Origin of the sequence: Vreelandella sedimenti, from assembly GCF_013416325.1 — a bacterium.
Lineage (GTDB): Bacteria > Pseudomonadota > Gammaproteobacteria > Pseudomonadales > Halomonadaceae > Vreelandella > Vreelandella sedimenti.
On record NZ_JACCGK010000014.1, the window covers coordinates 1 to 17,303 of the forward strand.

16 protein-coding genes are annotated in these 17,303 nt (G+C 53.7%); 7 read left to right on the forward strand and 9 right to left on the reverse strand.

What is annotated here, in order from left to right; genetic code table 11:
- Positions 1–115: 115 nt before the first annotated feature.
- Entirely contained in the window at positions 116–1,429 is a 1,314-nt protein-coding gene (locus tag HZU72_RS15940) for a hypothetical protein (protein ID WP_180093818.1), read from the forward strand.
- A 4-nt stretch (positions 1,430–1,433) separates the two neighbouring features.
- Here HZU72_RS15940 and HZU72_RS15945 read toward each other — a convergent pair whose 3' ends face one another.
- On the reverse strand, positions 1,434–1,955 hold the full coding sequence (locus HZU72_RS15945) for a zinc ribbon-containing protein (RefSeq protein WP_180093820.1): 522 nt from the start codon (positions 1,953–1,955) through the stop codon (positions 1,434–1,436).
- A gap of 161 nt (positions 1,956–2,116) precedes the next feature.
- Between HZU72_RS15945 and leuS the strand changes: the two genes are divergently transcribed.
- The 6 genes from leuS to HZU72_RS15975 all read left to right on the forward strand — a co-directional run bounded on the left by leuS (position 2,117) and on the right by HZU72_RS15975 (position 9,220).
- Positions 2,117–4,702, forward strand: a complete 2,586-nt coding sequence (gene leuS / locus HZU72_RS15950; protein WP_180093822.1) for a leucine--tRNA ligase — start codon at positions 2,117–2,119, stop codon at positions 4,700–4,702.
- Positions 4,699–5,193 (forward strand): LPS-assembly lipoprotein LptE, encoded by a 495-nt coding sequence (locus HZU72_RS15955; RefSeq protein WP_180093824.1) that lies wholly within the window; start codon positions 4,699–4,701, stop codon positions 5,191–5,193. The genes leuS and HZU72_RS15955 overlap by 4 nt, the downstream gene beginning before the upstream one ends.
- On the forward strand, positions 5,190–6,257 hold the full coding sequence (holA, locus tag HZU72_RS15960) for a DNA polymerase III subunit delta (protein ID WP_180093826.1): 1,068 nt from the start codon (positions 5,190–5,192) through the stop codon (positions 6,255–6,257). Before HZU72_RS15955 ends, holA begins: the two co-directional genes overlap by 4 nt.
- 118 nt (positions 6,258–6,375) lie before the next feature.
- Positions 6,376–6,774 (forward strand): PA2779 family protein, encoded by a 399-nt coding sequence (locus HZU72_RS15965; protein WP_180093828.1) that lies wholly within the window; start codon positions 6,376–6,378, stop codon positions 6,772–6,774.
- A gap of 13 nt (positions 6,775–6,787) precedes the next feature.
- Positions 6,788–7,726, forward strand: coding sequence for a PA2778 family cysteine peptidase (locus HZU72_RS15970; RefSeq protein ID WP_180093830.1), 939 nt, complete (start codon positions 6,788–6,790; stop codon positions 7,724–7,726).
- A 288-nt stretch (positions 7,727–8,014) separates the two neighbouring features.
- Positions 8,015–9,220 carry a GGDEF domain-containing protein gene (locus HZU72_RS15975; protein ID WP_235976149.1) on the forward strand — a complete coding sequence of 402 codons (1,206 nt, stop codon included), beginning with the start codon at positions 8,015–8,017 and terminating at the stop codon, positions 9,218–9,220.
- A gap of 57 nt (positions 9,221–9,277) precedes the next feature.
- Here HZU72_RS15975 and sthA read toward each other — a convergent pair whose 3' ends face one another.
- The 8 genes from sthA to HZU72_RS16015 form a co-directional block, all read right to left on the reverse strand.
- Entirely contained in the window at positions 9,278–10,669 is a 1,392-nt protein-coding gene (sthA, locus tag HZU72_RS15980) for a Si-specific NAD(P)(+) transhydrogenase (RefSeq protein WP_180093832.1), read from the reverse strand.
- A 60-nt stretch (positions 10,670–10,729) separates the two neighbouring features.
- On the reverse strand, positions 10,730–10,984 hold the full coding sequence (gene nqrM / locus HZU72_RS15985) for a (Na+)-NQR maturation NqrM (protein ID WP_022523176.1): 255 nt from the start codon (positions 10,982–10,984) through the stop codon (positions 10,730–10,732).
- A gap of 232 nt (positions 10,985–11,216) precedes the next feature.
- The gene (gene nqrF / locus HZU72_RS15990; RefSeq protein ID WP_180093834.1) at positions 11,217–12,449 is read right to left on the reverse strand and encodes an NADH:ubiquinone reductase (Na(+)-transporting) subunit F; all 1,233 of its coding nucleotides are present in this window, start codon (positions 12,447–12,449) and stop codon (positions 11,217–11,219) included.
- A gap of 72 nt (positions 12,450–12,521) precedes the next feature.
- Complete coding sequence (nqrE, locus tag HZU72_RS15995; protein WP_009286984.1) at positions 12,522–13,139, reverse strand: NADH:ubiquinone reductase (Na(+)-transporting) subunit E; 618 nt, start codon at positions 13,137–13,139, stop codon at positions 12,522–12,524.
- Between the two features lies 1 nt (position 13,140).
- The gene (locus tag HZU72_RS16000) at positions 13,141–13,809 is read right to left on the reverse strand and encodes an NADH:ubiquinone reductase (Na(+)-transporting) subunit D (RefSeq protein ID WP_009286985.1); all 669 of its coding nucleotides are present in this window, start codon (positions 13,807–13,809) and stop codon (positions 13,141–13,143) included.
- 2 nt (positions 13,810–13,811) lie between these two features.
- Positions 13,812–14,633, reverse strand: a complete 822-nt coding sequence (locus HZU72_RS16005; RefSeq protein WP_180093836.1) for a Na(+)-translocating NADH-quinone reductase subunit C — start codon at positions 14,631–14,633, stop codon at positions 13,812–13,814.
- Positions 14,633–15,856: an NADH:ubiquinone reductase (Na(+)-transporting) subunit B gene (locus tag HZU72_RS16010; protein WP_180093838.1), complete on the reverse strand. Its 1,224-nt coding sequence runs from the start codon at positions 15,854–15,856 to the stop codon at positions 14,633–14,635. The genes HZU72_RS16005 and HZU72_RS16010 overlap by 1 nt, the downstream gene beginning before the upstream one ends.
- Before the next feature lie 2 nt (positions 15,857–15,858).
- Positions 15,859–17,223 carry a Na(+)-translocating NADH-quinone reductase subunit A gene (locus HZU72_RS16015; RefSeq protein WP_180093840.1) on the reverse strand — a complete coding sequence of 455 codons (1,365 nt, stop codon included), beginning with the start codon at positions 17,221–17,223 and terminating at the stop codon, positions 15,859–15,861.
- Positions 17,224–17,303: the final 80 nt, after the last annotated feature.

Genomic DNA, 17,303 nt, shown 5'->3' on the forward strand with positions numbered 1-17,303 from the left:
CAAGCGAGGAGGAGTCCATATACGCGCTACGAAAACCACCCGATCATTACTTGCCTACCGCTAGCCTTCTTCTGCAAATCCGATTAGCCTGCTAATTCACTACTAAGGGTTTGGCATGCAAGAGACGACTGTTCGGCAGCGCTTGGCGGGCGTGCTGATTCTGTTTGGATTGATCGCACAAATTATTGGTTTTACCGGCTGGTTGAACACCGCGAATGCGGTGAGCTATTTGCTGTGGGCGGCGATTGTGTTGCTGTGGCGGGATATCCCCCGCCGTTCGCGGATTCAGGCGGGCATGCTGATTGCGCTGGGTGCAGGCATGCTGCTAGTGGCGCGATTTGTGTATGGCGCCGAGGTGGATTGGCCCGCTATGTTACAGGGCAATTCGTTTGTGGCGGCGATGCTGGTGGGCGTTAGTTTTATCTCGCTGATCGGTAAGCAAGGTAACAAGGGTGCGACGGGGAGCCGAGTGACTGGCGCGGGCGGTATTTTGCGCACCTGGCTGGGCGTTCACTTTCTGGGTACGATTTTAAATCTCTCTACCGTGTTTATGGTGGGCGATAAGCTGGCCCGGCGTGGGCCGCTCACTACACCACAGCTTTTGGCGCTTAACCGCGGGCTCTCCAGCGCGGCGCTGTGGTCGCCTTTTTTTGCCTCCATGGGCGTGGTGATTGCTTTAGTACCCGATGTTGAGTACGCGCAAATTGCCGTGGTGGGCTTTCCCATGGCGATGCTGTCGGGGCTATTAACTACGCTGGAGCTGAGGCGCCGGTTTGACCTCAGCGAGGTGGATGGATACTCACTGGCGCCGCGTAGCCTATTTATGCCGGTAGGTATGGCAGCGTTGGTGATGCTTTTTCACTTTGTGCTTACCCCTGCCCTTACCATTGTCAGCATTATTACCTTTCTGCTGCCCAGCGTGGCGGTATTGAGCAACCTACCCCATGGGCCCCGTTTTACCCTGCGACGCATTCGCCAACACACCACCACACGGCTACCGGCCATGCGCGGGGAAATTTCGCTGTTTTTAGCCGCGGGGCTATTAACGATTGGTCTTTCAACACTGGTAACTGCGGCAGCTGGCAGCGACTGGACGCTGTTCACCCGCTTTGGTGCACCCCAGGCGATGCTTAGCTTTGCGGCGATTACCCTGAGCGCACTGGCAGGGCTTCATCCCATTATTGGGGTGTCGGTGTTGGCCTCGATACTGAACCTGCAGAACGGAGAACAGACCGTATTTGCGTTTGTGGCGTTAACATCTTGGGCGGTGGGCACCAGCGTGGGCCCGCTTTCTGGGATCAACCTGTCACTGCAGGGGCGCTACGGGGTGAGCGGCTACCGCATGATGAAAAATAACCTGCTCTACGCAGCAGTTATGAGCCTGCTCTCGCTAGGGGCGATCGCAGGCGTCAGTTTACTGATTACCTAATCAATCATGTCTCAATGATTTTATTGGGAAAACGGTAGAAGTAGCGATGGCCACATTGATGACAAGGCTCCAGGCGCGCAACGGTAGGCAGCATCACCTGAGCATCGCAGTGGGTGCAGGCCATTAGGCCGGGTGCCGCCATCTCACCTTCGCAGTAGTCGGCACGAGCAGCTTCTAAATCTTCTTCGAAGCGCTCGCGTTCGACAACGCTGCGGTCAGCAATCGAAAGCAGCGACTCCGCCACCCGGCGCGAAAGGCCGTTAATGTCGATGCCCAGCCAGCTGGCCACCTGCTTGCCGGTGTCTGCCATGTAGTAGCGCATATCTTTCAGGTCACGCTCTACCCAGGCGCGCAGCAGGGCTAGCTCATCTTTGGTGTACTCTTCCAGCTCCGCTTCAAACTCGACCGCGTCGTCCAAATCCTTCTGCAAGTTTTCCCAGGTAAGCTCATTGGCGCCCCCCTGCATTCGCTCTAGCAAGCGCTCATAGCCTTCGCGTAGGCGATTGTCATTCTGCTGTTCACTCATGGTGCCTCTCCTTTTGTCGACGCGTGCAGTTACCTATCATCGGCTTACCGTTCAAGGATACACCTGCATAGGATACAATCGACCTCACTTATCTGACAGATGTCATCTCACATTCACTTTGCGCCCCTTTTGGGCGAATACGCCAAGGCATTAATAAACCGATGGACGCACACTACAGCCCTCGTGAAATCGAACGCGACGCCCAGCAGTACTGGGACAAACATCAGTGCTTCAAAGCCGTAGAGGACGCGAATCGCGAGAAGTTTTACTGCCTCTCCATGTTCCCCTACCCCAGCGGCAAGCTGCACATGGGGCACGTGCGTAATTACACTATCGGTGACGTTGTGTCCCGTTTCCAGCGCATGCAGGGTAAAAATGTCATGCAGCCCATGGGCTGGGACGCTTTCGGCATGCCCGCGGAAAACGCCGCCATCCAGAATCAGGTGCCTCCCGCCAAGTGGACGTACCAGAATATCGACTACATGCGCAATCAGTTGAAGGCGCTGGGTTTTGCCTATGACTGGAGCCGCGAGTTCGCCACCTGCGATACCAGCTACTACCGCTGGGAGCAGTGGTTCTTCACCAAGCTGGTAGAAAAAGGCTTGGTGTATAAGAAAATGTCGACGGTTAACTGGGATCCGGTGGATCAAACCGTCCTCGCCAATGAGCAAGTTATCGAAGGCCGCGGCTGGCGCTCTGGTGCTTTGGTTGAGCGTAAAGAGATCCCCCTGTGGTTCTTGAAGATTACCGATTATGCCGATGAACTGCTGGCTGACCTGGATAAAGTGGAGTGGCCAGAACAGGTCAAAACCATGCAGCGCAACTGGATTGGCAAATCCAGCGGCGTTGAACTGAGTTTTGATATCAAGACTAGAGACGGCAGCGCCTGCGACCCGCTGGCGGTGTACACCACCCGCCCGGATACGCTGTTAGGCGTGACCTATGTGGCAGTTGCAGCAGGCCACCCGCTGGCTAAGCAGGCGGCCGAGCAGAACAGCGAGCTAGCTGCATTTTGCGATGAGTGCGCCAGGGGTGGCACCTCCGAAGCAGAGATGGCCACCAAAGAGAAAAAAGGCATGCTCACCGGCCATAGGGCGGTTCACCCGCTAACGGGCGATGAAGTGCCCGTTTACGTGGCAAATTTCGTGCTAATGGAGTTTGGTACCGGTGCTGTCATGGCGGTACCTGGCCACGACCAGCGCGACTGGGAGTTTGCCACCAAGTACGGCATTGCCATCAAACCGGTCATCGCCGATGAAAGCGGCCAGCCTGCCGATGTTTCTGAGGCGGCCTACGTCGAATACGGCAAGCTGGTCAATTCAGGTCAGTTTGATGGCCTTGATTTTGAACAAGCCTTTGATGCCATTGCCGCCAAACTGGCGGAGCTTGGTCGTGGCGAAGTCAAAACCAACTACCGCCTGCGCGATTGGGGCGTTGCCCGCCAACGCTACTGGGGCGCGCCAATTCCGGTTAAATACGGCCCGGAAGGTCAAACCGTTCCGCTCACCGATGATGAGCTGCCGGTCTCTTTGCCTATGGAAGTCACCGTAGACGCCTCGGGCTCGCCGCTGAAAAAGATGCCGGCGTTTTCTGACCTGGGCGATGGCTGGACGCGCGAAACCGACACCTTCGACACCTTTATGGAGTCGTCTTGGTACTACGCGCGCTTCTGCTGTGCGGATAACAACGAGGCCATGCTGGACGAGCGCGCCAACTACTGGCTGCCGGTTGACCTCTACATTGGCGGTATCGAGCACGCCATTCTGCACCTGCTGTATGCGCGTTTCTTCCACAAGCTGATGCGTGACTTTGGCTTGGTGGATTCCGACGAGCCCTTCCAGCAGCTTCTGACCCAGGGCATGGTCATTGCGGAAACCTTCTACCGCTCCACTGATAACGGTGGCAAGCAGTGGTTTAACCCCGCTGACGTGGAAGTGAAGCGTGATGAGAAAGGCCGCCCGCTGAGCGCTATCCTCATGAGCGACGGCGAGCCGGTGGAAATGGGTGGCATCGAGAAGATGTCCAAGTCGAAAAACAACGGCGTTGATCCACAGTCGATGATCGACAAGTTTGGTGCCGATACCGTACGCCTGTTTATGATGTTTGCCGCCCCCCCCGAGCAGTCCCTGGAGTGGTCAGATTCAGGTGTAGAGGGCGCGCACCGCTTCTTGAAGCGCCTATGGCGTCAAGTGAATGAGCACTTGGCAGCGGGCACGCCCGGCACGCTGGACGTCAATGCACTTAACGACGATCAAAAGGCGCTGCGCCGGAAAACCCACGAGACTATCAAGAAAGCCAGCGACGACATTGGCCGCCGCACCACTTTCAATACCGCCATTGCTGCGGTGATGGAGCTGTCCAACGCCATCGGCAAGTTCGACGATAGCTCTGAACTTGGCCTGGCGGTTAGCCGTGAAGCGCTGGAAGCCTGCGTACTCTTGCTCTCGCCGATTACGCCGCACCTGTGCCATAGTCTCTGGGAAGCGCTTGGCCATTCAGGCCCGGCCATCGAGGCGACCTGGCCGGTGGTGGATGAGTCCGCCCTTACCCGTGACAGTATTGAGCTGGTGGTACAGGTCAACGGTAAGCTGCGCGCTCGCCTTGAAGTACCTGCAAATGCCGATAAAGCGGCTATTGAAAAAATGGCGATGGAGCACGAAAACGTTCAGCGCTTCCTCGAGGGCAACTCCGTACGTAAAGTGATCGTGGTGCCCGGGAAACTGGTTAATATCGTGGTGAGTGGATGAACCGACGCACATTTTTAACCGCTAGCATCGCCGCCTCGGTGGCGGTGCTGCTCAGCGGCTGTGGGTTTCGGCTACGCGGCTCTGAATCGCTGCCTACGCTGCCCCCCCTTGCTTTAGAAGGCGACACCAACAGTGCCGTCGCTCAGCAGATCGCCTCACGTCTTCAGCAATTAGGCACCCAGGTAGCCGCTGATGCACCCTGGAGGGTCACGTTGGGCACGCCTGTTTTAACCGAGCGTCGACTCGGCGGTGATGGCAGAGCAAGCCGCGAGCACGAGCTAACGCTTAGCGCCAGACTCTCAGTTCAGGAGCGAGCATCCAATGCCTACCACATCAATAATGAAACGCTGTCGACGGATACCCGCATTCGCGTTAGCGATGACGACCTCCTTAACCGCGAAACGCTAATGATGGAAGCAGAACAGACGCTTGCACGCCAGTTGTCTCAGCAAATCATTGAGCGCCTTAGTTACGTTGAGGACATGCAGTGAAGGTATTTGCTGATCAGCTACCCGCTGCGTTAGCAAAAAAGCTACCCCGCGTAGTGATCGTAGCCGGGGATGAGCCCTTACAGCATCGCGACGCCTGCGATGCGGTTAGGACCGCAGCTCGCCAGGGTGGTGTCGAAGAGCGTGAAGTACTCGATGTCGAGCCCAATTTTGCTTGGGGCCGCTTGATGGAAATGTCGAGCAATCTCTCGCTGTTTGCGACCAGCAAGCTGCTGGAGTTGCGCTTAGGCAATCACAAGTTAGGGCAAGAAGGCAGTAAAGCGTTAGCACAGTACGCTGAAACCCTGGATAACAGCGATGACGTTCTGCTCATTGGTATGGGTAAGCTTGATGCCAAGCAGCAAAAAAGCGCTTGGTTCAAAGCACTGGATAAGCACGGCCTGTTTGTTCCCGTGTGGCCCGTGGACGCTTCCCGCTTAGGCTACTGGCTGCGGGATCGTGCTTCATTGCACGGTCTACAAATTGACCTGGAAGCCGCTCGCCTACTGGGTGAGCGCACCGAAGGCAATCTTTTGGCCGCTGACCAAGAGTTACAAAAGCTGGCGCTGATTCACCCCCAAGGCACCCGATTGAACGTGGAAAGTATTGCCCAGGGGGTAGAGGACAGCACCCGCTTCGATGTCTTCAATTTGGCCGATGCCTGCCTGAAAGGCGAACCCAGCCGCGCTTCGCGCATTGTGAATGGCTTACGCAGTGAAGGCGTTGAGGCGCCTATCGTGCTGTGGGCACTTAGCCGAGAGCTACGCACGCTACTCTCGCTGCATCAGCACCTAGATCAAGGGCAGAGTTTTGAGCACGCCTGCAAAACCCAAAAGCCGATGATTTTTGATAAGCGCCGCCCCGCTTACCAGAAAGCCATTGGCCGCCTGCCCATGAAGCGCTTACATAAATTGCTATTAATGGCCCAGCGGCTCGATTTAGCCGTCAAGGGGGCGGCAGCGGTGCCGCTATGGCCCGGCTTACACGATTTAGCCATGACCATGGCCGGAGGCCGTGGACTGCTGTCAGAATCCGCCTGGACCTATCGCATTAGTGCAAATAATTAGCACTTTGCATATTACGCTTAAAAATCAAACCATTTGTTTCTATACTCAGTAGGCGTGTAAATATGGGGCAGGCCGAAAAAGCTTGCCCCATCCCGACCAGTCTATAAGGAAGAAGACGATGAAAACATTGCGTACTTACCTCTCCACCCTGCTGATTGCCGCGCTGGTTATTACCAGCTTACCCGTCGCCGCTGCTCCCGCCTCGCCCCAGTCAATGGATTTAGTCTCTACCCAGTCTGCTTTGGCAGCTGACCGTACTGGCGCTGATCGCGAGCGTATCAACGAGATACTGGCCCGCGCCGATGTGCAAGATCAGCTGTTAAAACAGGGTGTTGATCTGGACGAAGTCGAAGCTCGCGTTGCATCACTCAGTGATGCTGAAGCACAGCAAATGGCCGATCAGCTTGAGCAACTGCCAGCCGGTGCCGGCGTTGTAGGCGCTTTATTTGCCGTTTTCATTATTTTGCTGGTAACCGACATTCTCGGCCTAACCGACGTTTACCCGTTTACTCGCTAATATAAGGCCGCTCATGACCCATCTGTTTTCCAACGCCCGCTTTGCGGGCGTTTTTATTATGCTGCTACTGCTCAGCGGCTGTGCGCGAAATCCGATATTACTGCAAAGCACCTATCAAGCCCTACCGCCCCATACAGAAATCACCAGCGTACCGTTTTACGCCCAAACAGAATTTCAGTGCGGGCCTGCCACGCTGGCAATGGTACTCAATCACCAGGGTGTCGACACCGATGTTGAGGAGCTGATTCCTCAAGTATTTCTGCCCGGACGCGATGGCAGTGTGCAGCCAGAAATGCTGGCAACGGTGAGACGGCACGAGCAGCTCGCGTTTCCTATTCGTGGCACCATGGACGCCCTATTAAACCATCTGGCAGCGGGCGACCCAGTGGTCGTTATGCAGAATTTGTCGCTGCCGATTTATCCAATGTGGCACTACGCTGTGGCCATTGGTTACGATTTGCCCAATGAAACGCTTATTTTGCGCAGCGGCGAGATTGAGCGCCATACCATGTCGTTCAGCCGTTTCGATGCCACTTGGGCACGCACAGAGCGCTGGGGATTTGTGGTGGCCGAACCAGGTACATTGCCTACAGGTATTACTGCCCGCAACGCCTTAGAAGCGCTTAGCGCCTACGAAGAGGCCCATGGGCCACGCGCCACGCTTTCAAGCTGGCAAGCGTTTGTAAAACGCCATCCCACTAACGCTATGGGGCAGTTTGCGTTAGGCAATGCGCTTTACGCAGATCAACAACCCGACAACGCACGCAAGGCATTTGAGCGGGCCACGGAGCTAAATGAAAAAATGGGGGCCGCATGGCTAAATCTGGGCCTTTTACTACTGCAAGACGGCGCGCCTGACGGGGCTCGCGAAGCGTTAACACAGGCTGCTGCGCTTGAAGGAAGCTGGCAGGAAAAAGCGCGTTTAGCCTTGGACTCCTTAAATAACGATTAAATATCAAATAATTAAATAGATATTAATAATAACGAGCACAAGTATGATCCTGCAATTAGTAAAGTTGTGGGATGGTAGAAAAGACGAGTAAGTGCTTAAGTTGCATAAGGATGAAATCTTTAAGCTGTTCATTGGATTACCTAACCATTAACGGAGAGGTGCCATGCAGAACTGCCCTTTGCAACGGATGCACTGTTACGATGATTTCGTTTACTATTCCAACGTGCCCTCGCCAACTCAGCAGTTGGCGAGGGGGAGCACCACCGCTGTCAGCTTGCTGACGCCCTCATGATGATGCGTCGCTTTCTTCGTCAGCCCGGTGGGCGCTTAGCATCCATTTTTGCCGTCATTCTTTGCGCGATGTCCGCAGTAATGGGCAGCTATGTTTACAGTGCGTGCCAAAAAGCTAGCGCCGATTACACCACGCTAGTGAGTGATATTGTTCTAGCCCAACAGGCCACGCCTCAGTTACGGGCCGCATTAGAGGAAGGCAGCCGCCAGCCTAGCAGCGAACACATTAAATACATCGATTATTTTATTTCACTTTCCAAACAGCATTTAAATAACATACAGAGCAGTATTGAACGCCACCGATATCTCATCTCGGACGTTGAATACCTCCATAATCACTTCAGCGAGCTTAGCAATCGCCTCTCAGACTTAACCCAGCAGTCACAGCAAGCCCAACAGCGCCCAGAGCTGATTGATCCGTTACAACGGGTTGCCATGGAGGTAGGCGGTGCTCAGGCCTGGCTGTATAACCAGCTGCTAGAAGAAGTGCGTGACACCTCTGTCCAGCAACGCTTGGTGATGCAGCGACTCTCGATTGCGGTGAGTGCGCTATTGGTGTTAATGGTCAGCGCTGCAATCACACTCTGCCTAGCGGTTATTCATCTCCACCGTCAGCGCAACGTCATGCATCAGCTAATGCTAACCGATGAACTGACCGGGCTATATAACCGGCGCCATTTGGTCAATGTAGCATCCGCTGCGCTTACCCAAGCGCTGCGCGATCGAGCACCACTTAGCTTGCTGCTGTTAGATATTGATCACTTCAAGCAAATTAATGATACCTACGGGCACCCAACCGGCGATAAGGTACTTCGCCAGATCAGTAAACAGCTTCGCGAGCTTAGCCGCCCATCGGATACATTAGCGAGAATTGGTGGCGAGGAGTTTTGCTTATTGATGCCCAACACTGCCACCCATGATGCGCTACAGGCGGCAGATCGCCTGCGCCGAGAGATTGAAGTTAATGCGATGAGTGATATGGAACTACACGCCAATCCAACCATTAGCATAGGCGTGACGACTTGCCAAAGTGGCTCGCTAACATTTGAGCAGCTTTATTCGTTTGCCGATAAAGCGCTCTATCAAGCTAAAGCACTGGGGCGCAACCGCGTTGAAAGCTTGTTGCCCCCCACAGAACCGTCACCCTATAGCGAACTACAAGCTTACGGTCACACGCTTATACGCGAATCCAGTGACTCTTAAACACCTAAGACAAAGGCGACGTCTCGGATCCTGAAAAAGCCCTCGCTAAAGGTGCGGCTAGAAGACTCGGTTTAAACCATTCTGCGCAGCCACCCGGTACGCTTCTGCCATGGTGGGGTAATTAAACGTGGTATTTACAAAGTAATTGAGCGTGTTGGCGTTGCCTTCTTGCTGCATGATCGCTTGGCCGATATGCAAAATCTCCGATGCCTGGTCGCCAAAACAGTGAATACCAAGTATTTCCAGGGTGTCTTGGTGGAAAAGAATTTTAAGCATACCCACGGTATCACCGGTAATTTGTGCCCTGGCAGTATCTTTGAAGAAAGCTTTGCCAACTTCATAGGGCACTTTTGCTTCGGTAAGTTCACGCTCATTGGGGCCGAATGAGCTAATCTCGGGGATGGTGTAGATTCCGGTGGGTACATCACTCACAAAGCGATACTCTTTATCGAGCAACTCATTGCACGAGTTCAAGCCTTGGTCGTAAGCCGCGCTCGCCAAACTCGGCCAGCCAATTACATCGCCCGCTGCGTAGATATGGGAAACCGCAGTGCGGTAGTGCTCATCAACGCTTAGCTGACCGCGCCCATTGGCGGTTAAGCCAATGTTCTCAAGGCCTAAGCTGTCGGTATTACCGGTTCGCCCATTGGCCCACAAAAAAGCATCAGCGCGAATTTTCTTGCCTGACTTCAGACGCACGACAACACCTGATTCATCGCCCTCAACGCTCTCGTATTCTTCATTATGGCGAACCAGCACACCGTGCTTACGCAAATGGTAGGAGAGTGCATCGCTAATCTCATCGTCCAGGAACGACAGCAGGCTGTCACGGTTATTAATGAGATCAACTTTGACGCCCAAGCCCGAAAAGATCGATGCATATTCACAGCCAATCACCCCGGCGCCAAAAATCACCAGAGTGCGCGGGGTATGCGAGAGGCTTAATATGGTGTCAGAGCAGTAAATACGAGGATGGCGGAAGTTAATATCCGCCGGGCGGTAAGGGCGAGAACCGGTGGCAATCACGATTTTCTTCGCCACCAGTTCTTCCATGCCTTCCTGGCGGTCACGCACCACCAAGGTGTGCTCATCTTTAAATCGGGCGACGCCATGAAACAGATCAATGCGGTTGCGCGCATAGAAGGTGGTACGCATCTCTACCTGTTTATCGATGGTACCTCTTGAGCGTTCCATCACTTTGGGGAAGGAGAACCAACGCGGCTCACCAATATCGCGGAACATACGGTTGGTGTTGAACGCCATGATCTGTTTCACCTGATGGCGCAACGCTTTGGAAGGAATGGTACCCCAGTGAGTACAGTTGCCACCTACCTGAAGCTGCTTCTCAATAATCGCTACACGCTTGCCATGCTTTGCAGCGTTGATAGCAGCGCTTTCCCCTGCAGGCCCCGTACCGATCACCACAACATCGTAATTGTGAACCGCCATGCTCTCTGCGTCCCCTTGCTATTTTTGATCAATCATCCCGTTGCATACAACGCAGTCTTGTTAGCGACGTGTAGCGTCATAGCCCAAATCGGCGCCACGGCTTTCATCACTACGGCGGCGCACACCCCCGCGCTTGCGGTTCTCCTCTTCACAAACCTCATCTTTGCCACCGCAGATATCGCAGCCATCTTTCATGCCGATTTGATTCAAACCGCCGCAAGAACCGGCAATTGGTTTGCGGCCCATGATGACGCCCACAGCCATAGCACCCATAATCAGTGCCATGAAACCGAATACCAGTAGCCAAATAGTCATATCAACCTCCCAGCTTCACATTGCTTCGCTTTAAATTATTGGCCTTACCTGACGACAACAGTCGTAGTGATAAGTGCCTCACGGTCATTCATCATTAAAGTGATTATACCTTAGCCAAGCCCCTCTTATCAGCGCGGTGATAAGTCATTCCCTTCACAAGGTTATATAAACAAACGGGGCCAGCCCAAAAGGCCAGCCCCGCTTAACGCTACTATCGACTTACGCCGACCGTTTAGCCACCGAAATCATCCAATAGGATATTTTCTGGCTCAACGCCCATATCAAGCAACAACTTGATAACCGAGGCGTTCATCATCGGCGGCCCACACATGTAGTACTCGCAATCTTCAGGTGCTGGGTGATCCTTCAGATAGTTTTCGTACAGCACGTTATGGATAAAGCCTGTCGGCCCTTCCCAGTTATCTTCCGGCTGAGGATCAGATAGTGCCAAGTGCCACTCAAAGTTAGGGAACTCTTCGGCTAACTGGTCGTACTCTTCGTTGTAGAAGGTTTCACGCCAGGAGCGCGCGCCGTACCAGAAGGTGATCTTGCGATCAGACTTCAAGCGCTTCAGCTGATCGAAGATGTGACTACGCATCGGTGCCATACCCGCACCACCACCGATAAAGATCATTTCGGCATCGGTATCACGGGCAAAGAACTCACCGAACGGCCCCATTACAGTGACCTTATCGCCCTCTTTAAGGTTGAAGACGTAAGTCGACATCAAGCCAGGCGGATGGTCAGTGCCAGGAGGCGGCGTCGCAATACGAATGTTGAATTTGAGGATACCCTTCTCGTCTGGGTAGTTCGCCATGGAGTAGGCGCGAATCACTTCCTCGTTGCTCTTGTGGGAAATTTTGAACATATCAAATTTTTCCCAATCCCCTCGATACTCCTCATCGATATCAAAATCAGAGAATTTGACATCATAAGGGGGAGCAACGAGCTGTACGTAGCCACCGGCGCGGAAGGCAACTTCTTCGCCCTCTGGCAGTTTCAGGTTTAACTCTTTGATAAAGGTGGCAACGTTGGGGTTGGCAATAACCTCGCATTCCCACTTCTTCACCCCAAAGACTTCTTCAGGCACTTCGACTTTCATGTCCTGCTTCACAGGTACCTGACAAGAGAGGCGCCAGCCCTCTTTTTTCTCACGCATCGTGAAGTGCGACTCTTCGGTCGGCAGAATAGAGCCGCCGCCCTCTTCAACCCGACACTTACACTGGGCGCAAGAACCACCGCCACCGCAGGCGGACGAGAGGAAAATGCCGTTAGCTGCAAGCGTGTTTAGCAGCTTACCACCGGCCTGGGTCTTCAAAGTGTGCTCAGGGTCGCCGTTGACCTCAATGGTCACGTCCCCGCTACTCACAAGCTTGCTGCGCGCTGCCAGAATGATCGCCGTTAAGCTAATAACGATGACCGTGAACATGACAACACCGAGCAAGATGACTGTTGTATCAACCATGTCGGTTTCCTATTGCTGGAGGTTTTCTATTACCCGGCGATGTTTGGCATCGCCGGGAAAAACCGGCTCCGATTAAAGCTGAATGCCCGAGAAGGACATAAAGCCCAACGACATCAGCCCCACGGTGATGAAAGTAATGCCCAGCCCTTGAAGGCCACCCGGCACATCGCTGTACTTCAGCTTTTCACGAATACCTGCCAGGGCGGCAATTGCCAGCGCCCAACCTGTGCCCGCGCCAAAGCCATAGACCACGGCTTCGCCAAAGTTATAGCTACGCTCCACCATGAACAGTACGCCACCCAGGATGGCGCAGTTAACGGTAATCAGCGGCAGGAAGACCCCTAGCGCGTTGTAGAGCGACGGTACGTACTTATCAAGGAACATTTCCATGATCTGTACCAGCGCCGCAATGACACCGATGTAGGAGAGCAACCCAAGGAAGGAGAGGTCAATGTTTTCAGCACCGCTAATACCGGTCCAGGTCAGCGCACCTTCCTGTAGCAAGAAGGTATAGACCAGGTTGTTAACCGGCACGGTGACGGTCAATACCACAATAACCGCAATGCCCAGGCCAATCGCTGAGGAGACCTTTTTGGACACCGCCAAGAAAGTACACATCCCCAGGAAGAAGGCCAGTGCCATGTTTTCAACAAACACCGAGGCAACAAAAAGACTCAGATAATGTTCCATGTTACACGGCCTCCTTGGGCTTGGTGTTTTCCTTCATTTTGAACTCATTATCTTCTACTTGCTCAGGGTTAACGGAACGCATTACCCAAATCAGTAGACCGATAATAAAGAACGCTGAAGGCGGTAGTAATAGCAAGCCGTTAGGCACGTACCAGCCACCATTTTGCACGGTCTGGAGGATAGTAATGCCAAATACGCTGCCCGAACCCAGCAGCTCACGGAAGAAACCCACCACCATGAGTACAAAGCCATAGCCGAGGCCGTTACCAATACCGTCTAAAAACGACATGCCAGGCGTATTGGACATCGCAAAGCCTTCAGCGCGCCCCATGACGATACAGTTAGTAATGATCAAACCCACAAATACCGAGAGCTGCTTAGACATCTCATAGGCATACGCCTTGAGAATCTGATCAACCACGATAACCAGCGAGGCAATAATGGTCATCTGCACGATGATACGGATCGAAGAAGGAATATGATTCCTGATCAACGATACGAACAGATTTGAGAATGCCGTTACGAAAATAACCGCCAGCGCCATAACGAGCGATACGCTCATACTGGTGGTTACCGCAAGTGCTGAACAGATCCCCAGAATTTGCAGCGCAATAGGGTTGTTCTGGAAAATCGGCGCTGTTAAAACGCCTTTTGCATTTACGTCCGCCATGATCAGGCCCCCTCAACGTCTTCGAAGTTGGTATCGGTCTCTTCGGCGTCTTCCGGCTCAGTGCCACTGCGGAATTTAGCCAAATAGGGACCGAAAGCTTCTTCGCTCAACCAGAACTGCAGCATGTTAGTCACGCCGTTACTGGTCAGCGTAGCGCCAGATAGCGCATCGACTTCGTATTCGTCACTGGCGCCGCCTTTGGTCAGGTGAATTTCCGGTGAGAGGACGCCCTCTTCAGCGTAAATTTTCTTGCCTTCCCATTGGGCTTGCCAGCGCGGGTTGTTAACCTCTGCGCCCAAACCTGGCGTTTCACTGTGCTCGTAGTAAGTGATACTGACAATAGTATTGCCATCACCCTCTACGGCCAGGAAGCCACGCATCAAGCCCCAAAGCCCCTGACCACGAATCGGCAACACGATCTGTTCCGGATCGTCTTCACTGCCGACCAGATAAACAGTCGCGTAGTTTTCAACCCGTGAAAGGCCCGCGATGTCTTGATCGCCAGAAAGCGTGCGACCCGAGGCGGGGTCACGGGCGGCCTCAAAACTATCGTAGGTCTCGGGATCGAACTCATCGGAGTACTCACCCGTATCCAGGTCAACGACCCGAGCGATGATCTCATCGCTAAACACCTCTTCAACGTCCATACCCGGCTCATAGAGCTTGGCAACGTTCAAGATGTTGGTTTTACGGTCGAGCTCCTGGTTAAGCTGCTGCATGGGTCGCAAGGCGACCGCCGCGGTCGAGACAATGACGGAGCACACAATACACAGTGCAAACGCCACAATCAGGACTTTCTTGATGGAGTTGTTACCTTGTGCCATTAGGCAGTCTCCTCGGCCGGTACGCCGCTTCGCTTCACGCGACGCTTGATGTTGGCCTGGACGAAGAAATGGTCAATCAGCGGTGCAAACAGGTTAGCGAAGAGAATCGCCAGCATGATGCCTTCCGGGAAAGCCGGGTTCACAACGCGAATCAAAACAGTCATCACACCAATCAGCGCACCAAACAGCAGACGGCCTTGATTGGTCATCGACGCCGACACCGGATCGGTTGCCATGAAGACCATACCGAAAGCGAAACCGCCGATCACCAGATGCCAGTACCACGGCATGGCAAACATTGGGTTGGTATCAGAGCCGACTAGATTAAACAGCGTACTGGTCACCACCATGCCCAGGAGTACCCCCAGCATGATTCGCCAAGAGGCAATTCCCGTCCACAGCAACACAGCGGCGCCGATAAAGATGGCTAATGTCGAGACTTCCCCGATCGAGCCAGGGATAAATCCGATGAAGGCATCCCACCAGCTAAAGGTGTCGGTCAACGCAGACATACCGTCCTGAAACGCTAGAGAGAGTGCCGTCGCACCGGTATAGCCATCGGCGGCAACCCATACAGAGTCACCTGATATTTGCGCGGGATAGGCAAAGTAAAGGAATGCACGACCGGTCAGCGCGGGGTTCAAGAAGTTTTTACCTGTGCCGCCGAAGATCTCTTTACCAATTACCACACCAAAGGTGATACCCAGCGCAACCTGCCAAAGGGGGATGGTGGCGGGTAGTACCAGCGCGAAGAGTACGGAAGTGACGAAGAAGCCTTCGTTGACTTCGTGACCGCGCTTGATAGCGAACAGCACCTCCCAGAAACCACCGACCACAAAGGTGACCAGGTAGATAGGTAGGAAGTAGGTAGCGCCAAGGACAAAGTTAGCCCATAGGCTATTCGCATCGTGACCGGACGACAGCGTCATCATAATCGCTTCACGCCAGCCTCCCATAGAGGCGTAGCCCGCATCAATTGCCGTGTTGGCCTGCCAACCAGCGCTCCACATGCCGAAAAACATCGCCGGAAAAGTACACATCCACACGGTAATCATGATGCGTTTAAGATCGATACCGTCACGCACATGCGCAGTGGTTTTAGCCACGCTCGGAGGCGTATAAAAAATAGTATCTACCGCTTCAAACAGCGGATAGAACTTTTCGTACTTTCCGCCTTTGTGGAAATGCGGCTCGATATTTTGGAGTGTCTGTTGAATACCCATTATCAGGCCTCTTTCTCGATCATGGTGAGATTATCACGCAGGATGGGGCCATATTCGTATTTGCCAGGGCAAACATACGTGCACAGCGCCAGATCCTCTTCGTCCAGCTCCAAACACCCAAGCTGCATGGCAACCTCAATGTCGCCCACGATCAACGAACGCAGTAGCTGAGTCGGCATGATATCTAGCGGCATCACCTGCTCGTAGGCACCTACCGGCACCATAGCACGCTCGGAACCATTGGTAGAGGTCGTCGGCGCATAGTTGCTCAGCCCCTTAATCTTGGAGATATAAATACCCAAGACCGAGTGACGATTAGCACCAGGAGACAGCCAACCCATAAACGTGCGCTTGTTGCCCTCTTCCAGCAAGCTCACTTGATTGCTGAAGCGGCCAAGGTAGGTCAACTTACCTTCAGCGGCAAAGCCAGAGAATACCGAACCAGAAATAACGCGAGTGTCTTCGGGTTTGATGACTTCGTTGGTCAGGAGTTCATCTGTACTAGCGCCGATACGGGTACGAATCAGACGCGGATTCTCAGCGCGCGGGCCACCAATGGCAACCACACGGTTCATATCCAGCTTCCCTTCTACAAACAACTTACCGAACGCAATAACGTCCTGATAGCCGATGTGCCACACTTTTTTGTGCAGTGCGACTGGAGAAAGGTAGTGAATATGCGTGCCGACAAGTCCCGCAGGATGAGGGCCGGCAAAGCTTTCGGTTTTTACGCCGTCAACATCGCCACCCGGAACTGAGGCATTTTCGCCCGCGCCATTTTCACCTGTACATAGGAAGACGTTGCCCTCGGTCAGGCGCGCTAACACCTTGAGGCCATCCTCGAATGCCTGCGGCTGCTCGTTAATGATCAACGCAGGATCAGGGCTTAGTGGATGCGTATCCACGGCTGTTACAAAAATATCGGCCGGGGTGCTATCAATGGCCGGGGTGCGCGAGAAAGGACGAGTGCGCAATGCAGTCCAGAGTCCCGATTCTACCAGTTGGTCGACAACGACCTGACGTTCAAGCTGCGCTAAGGCATTACGATCATGAGCAGCGAATTCGACCGCTTCCTCAGTTTCGTCTACTTTAATTACGACAGACAGCAAACGACGTTTTTCGCCACGGTTTATTGCAAGCACTTCACCGGCAGCGGGCGCTGTATAACGCACACCAGCAATTTTCTTATCGGTGAAGAGCAATTGGCCCAGTTTGACCTTATCCCCTTCCTGGACTTCCATCGTCGGCTTCATGCCAACGTAGTCGGTACCCAGGATTGCCACGTGGCGCACAGGCCGCGCATCTTCAATACGCTGCTCGGGCGCTCCCGTGATGGGGAGATCCAGGCCTTTTTTGACTTCGATCATAGTCTCGCCCAGTTGTTGGATCGGATATACGAAGGTATGGGGTTCGAATGCTTATTTTCTGCTCAGCGAATTGTTATTTT